At 61.6% G+C, this 13,937-nt stretch carries 12 protein-coding genes and 1 riboswitch; of the genes, 2 read left to right on the forward strand and 10 right to left on the reverse strand.

All coding sequences use genetic code 11. From position 1 onward, the window contains the following. The first annotated feature begins 105 nt into the window (after window positions 1-105). A complete protein-coding gene (locus ACZ5SR_RS01170; protein ID WP_464449766.1) occupies window positions 106-1,299 on the forward strand; it encodes a DUF4062 domain-containing protein in 1,194 nt (397 codons plus the stop codon). Window positions 1,300-1,301: 2 nt separating this feature from the next. Here ACZ5SR_RS01170 and ACZ5SR_RS01175 read toward each other — a convergent pair whose 3' ends face one another. From ACZ5SR_RS01175 to metH, 9 genes are all read right to left on the reverse strand, one after another. After that, the gene (locus ACZ5SR_RS01175; RefSeq protein WP_464449767.1) at window positions 1,302-1,907 is read right to left on the reverse strand and encodes a CDP-alcohol phosphatidyltransferase family protein; all 606 of its coding nucleotides are present in this window, start codon (window positions 1,905-1,907) and stop codon (window positions 1,302-1,304) included. A gap of 5 nt (window positions 1,908-1,912) precedes the next feature. Further along, entirely contained in the window at window positions 1,913-2,614 is a 702-nt protein-coding gene (locus tag ACZ5SR_RS01180) for an ATP-binding cassette domain-containing protein (RefSeq protein WP_464449768.1), read from the reverse strand. Next, window positions 2,611-4,329 carry an ABC transporter permease gene (locus tag ACZ5SR_RS01185; RefSeq protein ID WP_464451132.1) on the reverse strand — a complete coding sequence of 573 codons (1,719 nt, stop codon included), beginning with the start codon at window positions 4,327-4,329 and terminating at the stop codon, window positions 2,611-2,613. The genes ACZ5SR_RS01180 and ACZ5SR_RS01185 overlap by 4 nt, the downstream gene beginning before the upstream one ends. Next, window positions 4,326-5,108, reverse strand: a complete 783-nt coding sequence (locus tag ACZ5SR_RS01190) for a DUF4395 domain-containing protein (RefSeq protein WP_464449770.1) — start codon at window positions 5,106-5,108, stop codon at window positions 4,326-4,328. The genes ACZ5SR_RS01185 and ACZ5SR_RS01190 overlap by 4 nt, the downstream gene beginning before the upstream one ends. 44 nt (window positions 5,109-5,152) lie before the next feature. After that, entirely contained in the window at window positions 5,153-6,013 is an 861-nt protein-coding gene (locus ACZ5SR_RS01195) for an energy transducer TonB family protein (RefSeq protein WP_464449771.1), read from the reverse strand. Between the two features lie 244 nt (window positions 6,014-6,257). Beyond that, a complete protein-coding gene (locus tag ACZ5SR_RS01200; protein ID WP_464449772.1) occupies window positions 6,258-7,529 on the reverse strand; it encodes an ABC transporter substrate-binding protein in 1,272 nt (423 codons plus the stop codon). Window positions 7,530-7,576: 47 nt separating this feature from the next. Continuing rightward, entirely contained in the window at window positions 7,577-8,029 is a 453-nt protein-coding gene (locus ACZ5SR_RS01205) for an FKBP-type peptidyl-prolyl cis-trans isomerase (RefSeq protein ID WP_464449773.1), read from the reverse strand. A 46-nt stretch (window positions 8,030-8,075) separates the two neighbouring features. Continuing rightward, a complete protein-coding gene (locus ACZ5SR_RS01210) occupies window positions 8,076-9,146 on the reverse strand; it encodes a DUF6352 family protein (RefSeq protein ID WP_464449774.1) in 1,071 nt (356 codons plus the stop codon). A 5-nt stretch (window positions 9,147-9,151) separates the two neighbouring features. After that, on the reverse strand, window positions 9,152-11,863 hold the full coding sequence (gene metH / locus ACZ5SR_RS01215) for a methionine synthase (RefSeq protein WP_464449775.1): 2,712 nt from the start codon (window positions 11,861-11,863) through the stop codon (window positions 9,152-9,154). A gap of 55 nt (window positions 11,864-11,918) precedes the next feature. After that, window positions 11,919-12,019: riboswitch (S-adenosyl-L-homocysteine riboswitch) on the reverse strand. Window positions 12,020-12,132: 113 nt separating this feature from the next. Between metH and ACZ5SR_RS01220 the strand changes: the two genes are divergently transcribed. After that, window positions 12,133-12,879, forward strand: a complete 747-nt coding sequence (locus ACZ5SR_RS01220; protein WP_464449776.1) for a tyrosine-protein phosphatase — start codon at window positions 12,133-12,135, stop codon at window positions 12,877-12,879. Here the strand turns inward: ACZ5SR_RS01220 and ACZ5SR_RS01225 are convergent, their stop codons facing one another. Continuing rightward, on the reverse strand, window positions 12,880-13,926 hold the full coding sequence (locus tag ACZ5SR_RS01225) for a homocysteine S-methyltransferase family protein (protein WP_464449777.1): 1,047 nt from the start codon (window positions 13,924-13,926) through the stop codon (window positions 12,880-12,882). Between the last annotated feature and the right edge of the window lie 11 nt (window positions 13,927-13,937).

The raw sequence follows: 13,937 nt of genomic DNA on the forward strand, positions 1-13,937 counted from the left end.
ACTCAAGCCGGGTGTAGCGATCTACATCACGTTAGGCCGCAGAAACACCCTCTGCAGCAAGGCGGACATCACATAAACAACTTAATCACATCGGGGAGCTTAGTAATGGCAGCACTGCGTGTATTCGTCTCATCCACTTGCTACGACTTATCAGTCATCCGAAGTCAACTACGTCAGTTTATAGAACGCCTTGGTCACGAGCCGGTAATGAGCGACTACAACGACGTTGTCTATGATCCAGCGTCACACACGCACACAAGCTGCATCGACGAGGTCGCTGGCGTTGATGCCGTCGTTGTGATCATAGGTTCGCGATTCGGCGGGACCGTAGTTCCTCAAGCGCTTCAGACTATAGATGTAGATGCTCTCAAATCAATCAGCAAGAGCCACGAAATTCTGAAGACAAAAGAAAAGCTCTCAATAACGCAACTTGAAGTTCTAAAGGCGATCGAGCGATCAGTGCCAGTTTTCGCTTTCGTCGATCAAAGAGTTATGCATGACCATGCGACCTACGAGAAGAACAAAGCGAAAGTGATTGCCGATGAAATTGAGTACGACTCGATTGACAAACCAGAGACGGCAAAGTACGTATTTGAGTTCATAAACTTTCTTCGCCACCGAAGCTCCAATAACGCCATCACAACGTTTTCAAGGCTACAAGATATTGAGGATGCGCTGCGTCGCCAATGGTCGGGGCTGTTGCAACACCTATTACTTGAGCGACGTACTCGCTCAATAGACAGACGTCGCATTGAAGACCTAACCGATCAGTTCGAGAACTTAAAAGCTGCGATATTAGCGGCAGTAGGCAGTAACGATGAGAAGCAAATCGCTCGTGGAGTTGTCCGCTATCGGCGCCTTTATGACTTCGTCACTGGCCTTGGGCCAATAGCTGAGGCAACTTTAGTTGGACCGACCCTAACATGGCCAGAACTTCTGGCTGCAATTGACATCCAGAAAATTCAACCTGCACCCGAAGAGCTGCGACGGGAAGTAGGACTGGGTCGAACAGCATACGAGCTAATGCTCCAATCAGATGGTTCTTTCTATCTAATTTCCAGGCCGTTCGACCTTGAGTCCATTGCATCGGAGTGGGGCCAGTACATGATGCTTCGGCAAGAGTCTCGTGCGGTTATCGTCGAGGCGTTGTCAGAGATGCGTGGCGGAAGTAGTTCCCTCATGATGCGTCGATATGTACGCCACTACCCGTACTCAGTGGAGGAGTTCCTTACACGGCGAAGAGCCCGCGAAGAGGAACAAGGCAATGCGACAGAACACCCGGAGGAAGGTGCGGCCTAACTTCACCCCAACCGCCGATACCCCCACCCAACCCGCATTCCCGTGGTGATGGCACACAAGCCCGCAAACCAATAAGCGAACACCGCAAAGTGTTCAGGCCAGATGCACATGGCGGCGAAGATGGTGATGGTTTCGGTGGCTTCGGTCAGGCCACCCAAGAAGTAAAAGCTTTTGCCTGGCAAGGCCGTGTCGGTCAGGCCGCGTTTTTCGGCCAGTGCGGCAAACGCCAAAAAGCTGCTGCCGGTGCCGATGAAGCTGGCCAGAAGGGCGGCGGCGGGCAGTGCATTGGCGCTGGGGTTGGCCACTGCAAAGGCCAGGGGGATGGCGGCGTAGAACACGAAGTCGAGTGCGATGTCGAGGAAGCCGCCCGCGTCGGTGGGCTGGGTCAGGCGGGCCACGCTGCCGTCCAGGCCGTCGAGCAAGCGCGAGGCCAGCAACAGCGCCAAGCCCCACCACCACGCTTGCAGCGCAATGGCCACGGCGGCGGCCATGCCGATGGCAAAGCCCAGCCAGGTCAGCGCGTCGGCGCTGATGCCTGCGCGCACCAAGCCGCGTGCGGCGGCGTTCAGCGCGGGGCGCAAGAGGATTTGGGCGTGGCGGTCAAACATGGTGGTCAAACATGGGTGTGGCTTTCTTCGGCGGCGCGCAAGTGCAGCACGCGCTGCGGGTCGGCCACGTCTTGTTCGTCGTGCGTGACCAGCACCACCGGGATGCGCCGCTCGCGCACATGCGCAAACACCCACGGGCGCAGCTGGGCGCGCAAGGCGGCGTCGAGTTTGGAAAACGGCTCGTCGAGCAGCAGCGCTTGCGGCTCGGCCAACAAGGCGCGCATGAGCGCCACCCGCGCACGTTGCCCGCCCGAGAGCGTGGATGGGTCGCGATTACCCATGCCGCTCAGTTCGGCTTCTTGCAGCGCTTGTTGCACGCGGGCTTGGCGCTGCGCGGTGCTGCCATTCGCGGGCACAGCGAACAGCAGGTTCTCGGCCACCGTCATGTGCGGGAAAAGCAAGGCGTCTTGAAACACCAAGCCAACGCCGCGTTGGTGCGTGGGCAGGTGCGAGAGTTCACGGCCATTGAGTTGCACCGAGCCTTGCAATTGCAGTGGCTGCAGCCCTTCGGACACACTGGCCAGCGTGCCCGCTATTGCTGCGAGCACCGAGCTTTTGCCGCAGCCGCTCGGGCCCATGAGCGTGAGGATTTCTCCGGGCGGCACATGCAGGCGCAGGCCACTCACCAGCGGGTGATGCGCGCTGCCCAAGCGTTCGATGTGAACGTGCAGACCCTCGTGCGCGGCATCTTTTGGGGTGTCGGTCATGGTTTGGCTTTCATGGGGGCGATCTTCTCAAATCGGCGGGGCATGCCCAGCCACGCGGCCAGCGCAAAGGCGGCGATGGGCAAGAGCATTTGCAGCGCTGCGTAGGCGCTCATGAGCGAGCGTTGAGCGCCCGCAGCCAAGGTGACGGCTTCGGTGGTGACGGTGGCAAAGCGGCCCGCGCCCACATAGAGCGTGGGCAGGTATTGCGCCACGCTGACCGCAAAGCCCACGGCCCAAGCCGAGGCGATGGCGCGTTGGAGCAATGGCCACTTCACACGCCACAGATACACCCAGCGGCCACGGCCTAAGCTGGCCACCAGCGCGGCTTGGCGCGGGTCCACCGCCTGATACGCGGGCACCAGCGCCAGCAGCACATAGGGCAAGACCATGACCGCGTGCGCCAGACTCAGGCCCAGCCATTGGCCTTCAAGCCGGGTGTGCAGCGCCAGGCTGTACAAGCCCACCACCCACAGCACCGAAGGCAAAACCAGCGGCAACAAGAACCAGGGTTGCAAGGCCTGCTGCCAGCGGCGCGGGGCCAGCTCCAGCCAAGCCACCGACCACAACAAACACACACTGGCCGATGCCACACCCAGGCCCAAAGTGGTGCACACGGTGTGCGCGCTGCTGGCCACTTGTTGCCAGGCGCCCAGCGTCCACAACTCGGGCCACACTTGGGGGAAAGGCCACACGCCCGAGACACTGCCCACTGTCAGGGCGAACCAGACGGCGGCGTAGGTGGTGAGGAGGGTGGTCCACATGGCATTCGGCTGCAGGGGCAGCCTCCCACAAAAATACAGAACCCATGTCGGGGTTTTCTGTGGGATCGAGCACTTCCGATCTGTGGCCTGACTCTGTGGGCGTTTGCCCCTGCTCGCGAATGTGCGCGTGACCGCGAACGCTTTCAACGCCACCACCATCAACACGCCCGCCACCAGCACCGTGCCCGTTAGCCACCCGGCCGCCGCCACGCCTTGCGATTGCATGAGCAGGTCGGCATCGCTCAGCCATTGCCAGGCCAGCACCGCCAAGGTGGGCGGTGTGGCGGGGCCGATGATGAGCGCCATGTCCACCACCGTGAGGCCATAGGCCAGCACCGCGAGCAGCGGCCAGCGCAGTCGCGGGGCCAGTTGCGGCCAGATGATTTGCGCAAAGGCTTGTGCGGGGGTGCGGCCCAGGGTTTGGGCCAGCGCGTATTCGGCTTGCCAGCGGCGGCGCAGGTCTTCGCGCTGCATTTGGGTGGCGGCCACCCACAGCAAAAACGGCACCTCTTTGAGCCACAGCGCCAGGATCAGCCCCAGGCCCCACGGGTCTTGCGTGGTGAACCAAGGCGGCGGTGCGTCAAAGCCCGTGAGGCCCGGCGACACCAGCCGCAACGCCCAACCGCTGGGCGAGAGCCACAACACCAGCCCAATGGCCATGGCCGCGTGCGGCGTGGCCAGCAAGGCAGGCAGATGCGACAGCCAGCGCCCCAGTTGTTGGCGGATGAAGCCACTGGCCAGCACATGCGCCACCGTGATCCACGCCAACGCGGTCGAGGCCAAACCGGTCCGCAGCGTCATGCCCCAGGCGCGCCATGTTTGCGGGTCGGCCCACAGGGCTTGCCAGGCGGCGGCGTCGAGCATTTGCACGCCCACCGCCCACAGCGCTGCGCCGATGGACACGGCCGCCAGTAGCGCCAACAGCCAGGCAGCAAAAAAGACCAAGGCGCTCACAGGCAACCGTTGTGCTGTTTCCAGATGGTTTCGTGGCCCATGGCTTTGGCAAACTCGGGCACCTTGCAGCGCTCGGCATCGGCCCCGGATGCGGGGGCTTGCTCAGACTGCAAGGCTGGCTGCACCGTGCCCTGCCCGTGCATGCTGGGGTGGTGCATGCCGCGCACATCGGGCCCATGGCTGACCCAGCGCCCCACACCGACCATGACCAGCGCAAACACCACCAACAAGACCAAATGGCCCCACTGCCCACCAGCGCCTGCGGGCGGTGTGTAGGCGCATGCGCCACCGGGGCACAGCTGGGCGGTTTGGGGGCGCAGCAGGTCGTGCAGTTTGCAGCCCACACAAATGCCAAAGGCCGACTCCAAAAACAGCAAAAGCAAACAGGTGCCACACACCAGCATGTTGATGGGGCCGATCACGCCTTGCACCACGATCAAATAAAACATGGACAAGCCCAGCGCCAGACCGATGCTCCAGGCGAAGCGCTTTTGCGGCGCGCCCACGTACTCGGGCATTTGGCCGCGCACCGCCCACTGGCCCACGATCATGGCCGGGGCCCAACGCGGGTTGACGAACAAGCGGATGGCAAACTCGATGAGGAAGGCCACCACAAACACCTGTGTGGGTTTGAAGTTGCCCAGCAGCAACGCCTGCATGAAGGTGACCATGGCCACAAAAAACAAGATGCCCGCACTGGCCCGCACCGCGCGTTCGTTGAGCACCGGCACGTCGTAGCCGGGCAGCGTTTGGCCAAATTCAAAAATGCGTGAAGTCATGGTGGTTGTCTATTCGGGTGTGGTGACTTGAGTATCGGAGAAATTCAGCGCTTGAGTTGACCTGAGCCCCATTGCTCCATCAGCCTGCGGTCGTGGGCGCTTTCGGCATCGATCGTGTCTTTGGGCAGTTGGCGCAGGCAGTCGGCCAGCGCTTGCGGATCGGGCGGTACCGCCTGCACCGGGGCTTGGGCCACTTGGGGCGATTTGCCGTCCCACGCAAACGGGTTGCGGAACACCGGCGGGTCAGGCAGGCAATCGTCTTTGTACAGCGGCGGGCCATCGCTGGCGAAGGGCGAAAACGAAATGGTTTTCTCAAACACCAGCGGCTTGCCTGTGGGCGTAGGCGGCAGCGGGGGCATGTTTTGTATGGCTTGGCGCGCCAGTTTTTCGGCCACGGGCGAGGTGGTCCACAGCGTTTGCAGTTGCACCAGCGTGCCGTTGGGCGCGATCTCGATGCGAAAGCGCACGAAACCTTGGTCGGGGCCTTCCACGGCGGTGCCCATCATGCTGCGCACTTGCTGGCCCCAGCTGTAGCGGTAGCCCTTGCTGTTTTTGTTGGTGTATCCGGCGGCAAAGGCCCATTCTTCGGCCGTGGGCGGCGGGGGTGCGGCCATGGTGGCGCGGCCTGCATTGGGCTGAGTGGCTGGAGCGGTGGGCGTGGTGGTGACCTGCGGCAAGGCGGGGGCGGGTTTTGGAGTCGGGGCGGTGATGGGTTTGGGCTCAACGGGCTCGCGTTGTGGCAGGTCTGGTGGCTTGGGCAGCGTCAGGTACACCACCTTGCTTAGGGCTTTGGGCGGAGGCGGTGCATCAGCAGGTTTGAAGACCCAGCCAGCGGCCCACGCCAAGACCACCGCGTGCAAAGCCAGCGACAGAACAAAGGCAAAAAAAGAGGGCTTGCGGGGCATGAAGGGCTATGGGGGCAGGGCTGGGCTAGAAGCGGTGCAGCCTGTTTGGGCTAACCATATTGGTGAGCGCTGATGTTAACCGTGGCAAGTACCTGCACCGTCACCACCCAGGTCGGGATTGAGGCCGCCGACCTGCAAATCCTGTGCCCCGTAGGTCGCGGGCTTTAGCTCCGACATCTGCCGCCTGTGCCAAGCCCACAAAGTCGGGGCTAAAGCCACCGACCTACGAGAGGATTGCTTCTGGTCACACGCCGTAACGGCGGGTCCATTCCTTTTCAAGCGCATCGACCCACGAGGCGTGAGGCTCTGGCAAGGCCGGGGCGCTTTGGCGCACTTGTCCCGCATGGGGCGCGGACTGAAAGCGGGCGCGGTCAGCGGCGGGCAGGCGGGCTACATCGAGCACGGTGGGGTCGCCCCACACGTCGATGTCGGCCTTGCGCGCTTGCGCGGCGGGCGACAGCAAAAAGTTGGCCACCACTTGTGCGCCCGCTTTGCTGGGCGCGTTGTAGGGGATGGCCACAAAGTGCGTGTTGCCAATCGTGCCTTTGGCAAATTGCCAGCTTTGCACGGTGGCGGGTAAGCGCTTGGCGGCGATTTCGTTGGCCGCTTCGTTGGGGTTGAAAGTCAGCGCCAGCAGCAGCTCACCGTCGGCCATCATCTGGCGCTGCGCGGCGGAGTTTTGCGGGAACTGTTTGCCACCGCGCCACAGGTGCGGGTGCAGCGCATCCAGAAAGCGCCACAGCGGCGCGGCTTGCGCTTCCAGTGCGGCGGCGGTCACGGGCTGGGCCAACGCTTTCACATCGGGCGCGTGCTCGATCAAGGCCTGCTTGATGAAGGTGGTGCCATGGAAGTTGGGCGGGCGCGGGTAGGTGATGCGGCCCGGTTGGCTGCGGGCCAAAGTCAGCAGTTCGGCCATGTTTTGCGGCAGTTGGGGCAGGCGTTTGGCATCGGCAAAAAACGTGAGCTGCGCCATGCCCCAGGGCGACTCCAAGCCGTCGGTGGGCACCGAAAAATCCACCAGCGTGGTGGGCTTGCCCACGGTGTCCACCCACTGGAAGTTGGGCAAGGTTGGCGCAAAGGGCGCGGACAACAGGCCGTCGCGTTTCATGGTGGCAAAGTTTTCGCCGTTGATCCAGATGAGGTCCACCGTGCCTTCGGTGTCTTTGCGGCCTGCTTGCTTTTCGGCGCGCACGCGCTTGACCACATCGGCCGCATCGCTGATCTTGACGTGCTGCAGCTTGACGCCAAAGTCGCGCTGCAATTCACCCGCCGCCCATTGCAGGTAAGCGTTGATGCGCTCACTGCCCGCCCAGGCGTTGAAGTAAACGGTCTGGCCGCGTGCGGCGCGCAGGGTGTCGAGCCAAGCGGTGCTTGCAACTTGAGCCGCCGCCGGGCGCACAGCCACCATGGCAGGCAACAACGAAACCGCCCCCAAAGCAGCCAAGGTTTGCCGACGATTCCAACGCCGCTGCGAAGTTTCGGTGGGGTAAGACGTCTGGTGTGTCATGTCAGGCATGTCGTATCAGGTGTGGTGCGGTGATCCTGTGAATGGCGCCAGAGGCATCACTTGGCTTGAATGCCCAGCAACTCCACTTCAAACAACAGCGTGGCGTTGGGCGGCACAGCGCTGCCCGCACCTCGCGAACCGTAAGCGATTTCAGGCGGGCAGGTCAGCTTGGCTTTGCCGCCTACTTTCATGCGCTGCACGCCTTCGGTCCAGCACGCGATGACGCGGTTGAGAGGAAAGTCGATGGGCTGACCGCGTTTGTAAGAGCTGTCAAATTCGCGTCCGTCCGGGAAGGTGCCTTTGTAGTGCACCGTCACTTTGTCGCTGGCCGTGGGGCTGGCACCGTTGCCGTCTTTCAGGCTTCGGTAAACCAGACCACTGGGGGTCACCACAGCGCCTTCTTCTTTGGCAGCGGCTGTGGTCACCGCGTTTTGCGCCATGGCCACTTGGGCCAAGAGGGTCAAAGTGATAGCAAGGCCGAGACACGAAAGGCGAAGGGAAATTTTCATGATGCGCTGGGTAGTTGAGAGAGAACAAAACCTGAGCGAAACAAGCTCAGGCAGAGAGGGTTAAGGGCAAATTGAGCAACAGGTTTTGCGGTTTGAGCTTGAGCAAGCCCTGCTCGTTCATGGCCAAGCCCAAATACACCGGCTTGCCCTGCACGTCGGCGCGCATGTCTTGCGGGTTCTCAAAGCGCAGCTTGAACAGGCTGATGAGTTGCTGCTGGCGTTGGGATGACAGCTCGGCGCCTTGGTACAAATCGTTAAGCAAAGCGGTGGCCGTGACATCCAGGCCCACATGCCAGCGCCAGGCCGGGTCGTCGACTTTTTGCACCGGCTCGATCTGCACCGCCACACCCAAAAAGTGTTGCACCCAGCGGGCGAGCACCACCGACAAAGCCTTGAGCCCTGAGCGGGCGTTGACCATTTTCAGGATCAGCCCGTGCGGCAATTCATTCTGGATTTCGTGCGTCATGTCGAGCAAGAAGGCGTAGCGTCCCAGGCCTTCGCGCTGCGACAGGTAACGGTCTTCGTTGTCCTTGTGCAGCACCTTCACATCGACCGCTTTGAGCGGCGCGCCGCCCTCCATCAACAAGCGGCCCATCTCGCCCAAACCGCCGGTGGCTTGCAAGTTGTCCAGGGTGTCGCTGTCGCCCGACAGCACACGGCCATCGCGCACGGTGATGCGTTGGCGTCTGAACAGCAGCTCGGCGGCACGCCACACCCAAGCATCATCCTCACCAGTCAGCACATTGCACACGATGGCCTGCACCACCAGATCGATGAACAGGGGCGGCAGCTGGATGTTGCCGCTCTGGATCCAGCCCATGTAGGCCGCTTCCAGAGAACCCGCGCTTTCCACTTCATCGCGAAAACGCAGAAACAATTTGTAGTTTTCACGGACATCGTCGTCCTTGAAATGTTTGTAGTCGGCTGGCGTGACCTGCATGTGGGGCGAATCGGTCAGGGCGGCGTGCAAACGCTTTTCAGCTTTGCACGATTCGGGCACCAGCGCCATTTCGGGGCGCTGCAGCCACAGCCGCCAATAGTCTGGACTGGGCACCAGCCAACCCCGCTCGTTGCGCGTCAGGTGTTGGTGACCACAAGCCGTCCAGAAATTTGTCATGTGATTCAAAGGTTGGGGGCCAACAGGCGCTGCAGGTCTTTGACTTGCACGCCGCTGCGCTGTGCCAAGTCTTGCACTTGGTCGTCACCGACTTTGCCCACGTTGAAATACTGCGCCTCGGGGTGGGCGATGTAGAAACCGCTCACGCTGGCTGCAGGCGTCATGGCCAGGCTCTCGGTCAGGCCCATGCCAATGTCTTGGCATTGCAGCAAGTCGAACATGGCTTGTTTGGCGCTATGGTCGGGGCAAGCGGGGTAGCCGGGTGCAGGGCGGATGCCTTGGTACTTTTCGGCGATCAGGTCTTTGCTGGTGAGCGCTTCGCCAGCGGCATAGCCCCAAAGGTCGGTGCGCACTTTTTTGTGCAAACACTCTGCCAGCGCTTCGGCCAAACGGTCGGCCAATGACTTGAGCATGATGGCGCTGTAGTCGTCGTGCGCGGCTTCGAAAGCGGCGGCGCGCTTATCGGCGCCAATGCCTGCGGTGACGGCGAACAGGCCCACATGGTCTGGCGCAGTGCCTTGCGGCGCGACGAAGTCGGCCAAGCAGCGGCTAGGGCGCATGACGCCATCGATCATGTGTTTTTCGGTCTGCTGACGCAGGCCGCGCCAGGTCATGGCGACCTGACTGCGCGAGGCGTCAGCATAGAGCGCGATGTCGTCGTCATTCACGCTGTTGGCGGGATACAGGCCCAGCACGGCGTTGGCCGTGACCCAGCGGCCGTCGATGATTTTTTGCAGCATGGCTTGGCCGTCGGCGTACACCTTGCGCGCCTGCTCGCCCACCACTTCGTCGTCGAGGATGGCCGGGAAAGGCCCGGCCAAATCCCAGGTCTGGAAGAAAGGGCCCCAGTCGATGTACTGCGCGATCTCGGCCAGGTCGTAGTTTTTGAACACGCGCCGACCTATGAACTTGGGCGCGGCGGGCACGCCCTTTGACCAGTCGATCGGCGTCTTGTTGGCGCGGGCCTGCGCCAGCGTCCACATGGGGGTTTGCTTTTTGTTGGCGTGTTGCTCACGCACTTTGGCGTAGTCGGCGTTCAGCTCGGCGATGTAGTTCGCGGCTTGCTCCGACAACAAGCCCTGCGCCACGCTCACGCTGCGCGAGGCGTCGGGCACGTAGACCACCGGGCCTGAGTAGTTGGGCGCGATCTTGACGGCGGTGTGCACGCGGCTGCAGGTGGCACCGCCGATCAACAGCGGCATCTGGCGCTCGCGGAAGTACGGGTCTTTTTCCATCTCGGCGGCCACGTACTGCATCTCTTCCAGGCTCGGCGTGATCAGGCCCGACAGGCCGATGATGTCGGCGTTTTCTTCTTTGGCCTTGGCCAAAATTTCGTGGCAGGGCACCATCACACCCATGTTGACCACTTCAAAGTTGTTGCACTGCAAGACCACGGTGACGATGTTCTTGCCGATGTCATGCACGTCGCCCTTGACGGTGGCGATCACGATCTTGCCCTTGGCTTTCACGTCTTGGCCCGCTGCTTCTTGCGCGAGTTTTTCGGCTTCGATGTAGGGCAGCAAATGTGCCACGGCCTGCTTCATCACGCGGGCGCTCTTGACCACCTGCGGCAAGAACATCTTGCCCTGGCCGAACAGGTCACCGACCACGTTCATGCCGTCCATCAGCGGGCCTTCGATCACATGCAGCGGACGACCGCCCTTGGCCAAAATCTCTTGGTAGGCCTCTTCGGTGTCGTCGCTGATGAAGTCGGTGATGCCGTGCACCAAAGAATGTGACAAGCGCTGCGCCACGCCCACAGGCGCATCGGGCGTGCCGCGCCAGGCCAGTTTGGTGGTCTCGTCTTTGGCTGCGCCCTTGGCGCTGTCGGCCACCTCGACCAAACGCTCGCCTGCATCAGCGCGGCGGTTGAGCACCACGTCTTCGACGCGCTCGCGCAGCATGGGCTCCAGGTCGTCGTACACGCCGACCATGCCCGCGTTGACGATGCCCATTTCCATGCCCGCCTGGATGGCGTGGTACAGAAACACGGTGTGGATCGCCTCGCGCACCGGGTCGTTACCCCGGAAGCTGAACGACACGTTGGACACGCCGCCCGAGACCTTGGCACCCGGCAGGTTCTGCTTGATCCAGCGCGTGGCATTGATGAAGTCCACCGCGTAGTTGTTGTGCTCTTCGATGCCGGTGGCGATGGCAAAAATGTTGGGGTCAAAAATGATGTCTTCGGGCGGGAAATCCACCTCGCCGACCAGCACACGGTAAGCGCGCTCGCAAATCTCGATCTTGCGTTCGTAGGTGTCGGCCTGGCCTTTTTCGTCAAACGCCATCACCACGGCCGCAGCGCCATAACGCTTGACCAGCTTAGCCTGGCGCTTGAACTCTTCCACGCCCTCTTTCATGCTGATCGAGTTGACGATGCCCTTGCCCTGGATGCAGCGCAAACCCGCTTCGATCACGGTCCATTTGGACGAGTCCACCATCACCGGCACGCGGGCGATGTCGGGCTCACCGGCCATCAAGTTCAAAAACCGCACCATGGCCGCCTGGCTGTCGAGCATGGCTTCGTCCATGTTCACGTCGATCACCTGCGCGCCGTTTTCGACCTGCTGACGCGCCACAGCCAAAGCCTGCTCGTACTCGCCATTCAAAATCATGCGGGCAAAAGCCTTGGAGCCGGTCACGTTGGTGCGCTCGCCCACGTTGACGAACAGCGACCCCGTGCCGATGGAGACAGGCTCCAGACCGGACAACTTCATGGGGGGCACAGAAACGGTTTTAGACGCGACAACAGACACAGGCTCACCTTGGGCTTACAGGTGAGCGTCGTTGTGCAAGATCATTCAGACATTGAACGGCCCCAAGCCTGACCTGCTGCGCCTGAAAGGCGGCGGGCTGCAACGCTCCTTGGGGAAGGCGTGATTTTAACCGGAGGCCTGACCTGAGAAACTGACACCAACTTTGCACCAAGATGACAGGTTTGACGGTTTGAACGCCGCACAATGAGGCCATCACCTTTGAAACGCACATGACCCCTCCATCCAACCCACTCATAGCCCTCCAAGGCGCCTCCAATTTCCGCGATCTGGGCGGCTACCTGACCACAGACGGACGTCACGTTCGGCGGGGCCAAGTGTTTCGCTCTGACCATCTGGCGGGCCTGACCGACGCCGATGTGGCGCGTTTGCAGGCGTTGGGTATAAGGCATAGCCTGGACTTTCGCGGCGTGGCCGAATACACCGCAACGCCTTATGCCATTGCCGGCGTTGAGCGCGTGGCACTGACGATTGAGCCCACGGTGATCGCGCGCATGCAGGCGCTGGTGGCGCAAGGTATCGTGCCCACCACCGAAGAGACTGTGGATTTGATGCGCGAGACCTACCGCGATTTTGTGAACCGCAACGCAGACACGTATGGGCGGTTCATGAAGCATCTGCTGGAGCAGCCCACACCGCAGGTTTTTCACTGCACCGCAGGCAAAGACCGCACGGGTTTTGCAGCGGCTCTGGTGTTGTCAGCGCTGGGTGTTGATCGGGCCACCATCGAGCACGACTATTTACTGACGAACCAGCTGTACAAGCGCGATGCACGACTGGAAGGTCAAGGCCACGCGCATGTGATGAAGGTGCTTTGGCAAGTGCAGCCGGAGTTTTTGGATGCTGCTTTTGAAGCGGTGGATGGGCAGCACGGCGGCATGACCGACTACCTGCACGGCGCGATTGGCCTCAGCACACAGGATCTGGCCGAGTTGCGAAAGCTGCTGCTGGAAGATTGATCAGGCCGCTTCTTTGTAGAAGAAACCGCTGTGCACATTGCGCGGCGCCAAAGGTGCAACAGCCTTGCCAATCGCGCCAATGTGCTCAGGCGTGGTGCCGCAGCAGCCGCCCACGATGTTGACCAAGCCTTCGGCCGCAAACTCGTGCAGCAGGCGGCTGGTCACATCCGGCGTTTCGTCAAAGCCGGTGTCGCTCATGGGGTTGGGCAAGCCCGCATTGGGGTAGCAGCTGATGAAGGTGTCACCCGCGACTTTGTTCAGCTCTTGAATGTAAGGACGCATCAGAGTCGCGCCCAAAGCGCAGTTCAGGCCAACAGCCAAGGGCTGGGCATGGCGCACGCTGTGCCAGAACGCGGTGACGGTCTGACCACTCAGGATGCGGCCCGAGGCATCGGTCACGGTGCCGCTGATGATCAGGGGCAGGCGTTGGCCGCTGGCTTCAAAGAATTCTTCGATGGCAAACAGTGCGGCCTTGGCGTTGAGCGTGTCAAAAATCGTCTCGACCAGCAGCACATCCGAGCCACCTTCGACCAGCGCTTCGACCTGCTCGTAATAAGCAGCGCGCAGTTCTTCAAAAGTGACATTACGGGCACCGGCGTCGTTCACGTCGGGGCTGATGCTGGCGGTTTTGGGCGTGGGGCCGAGTGCACCGACCACAAAGCGGGGCTTGTCGGGCGTAGAGAACTTGTCGCAAGCAGCACGGGCGATTTTTGCGGACTGCAGGTTCATCTCGCGGGCCAGGTGCTGCATGTCGTAGTCGGCCTGGGCCACCGTGGTCGCGCCAAAGGTGTTGGTCTCGATCAGGTCGGCACCGGCAGCCAGGTAGCCTTCGTGGATGTCGCGGATCACGTCGGGGCGGGTCAGGCTCAGCAGCTCGTTGTTGCCCTTGACGTCTTTGGGGAAGTCCTTGAAACGCTCACCCCGGTAGTCGGCCTCAGACAATTTGAAGCGCTGGATCATGGTGCCCATGGCCCCGTCGAGAATGGCGATGCGGGTTTTCAGGATCTCGGGCAGCGCCTGGGCGCGGGTGTAAAAGGGGGTCTTCATGGGGGGTATTG

Source organism: Limnohabitans sp. TEGF002 (assembly GCF_055395845.1).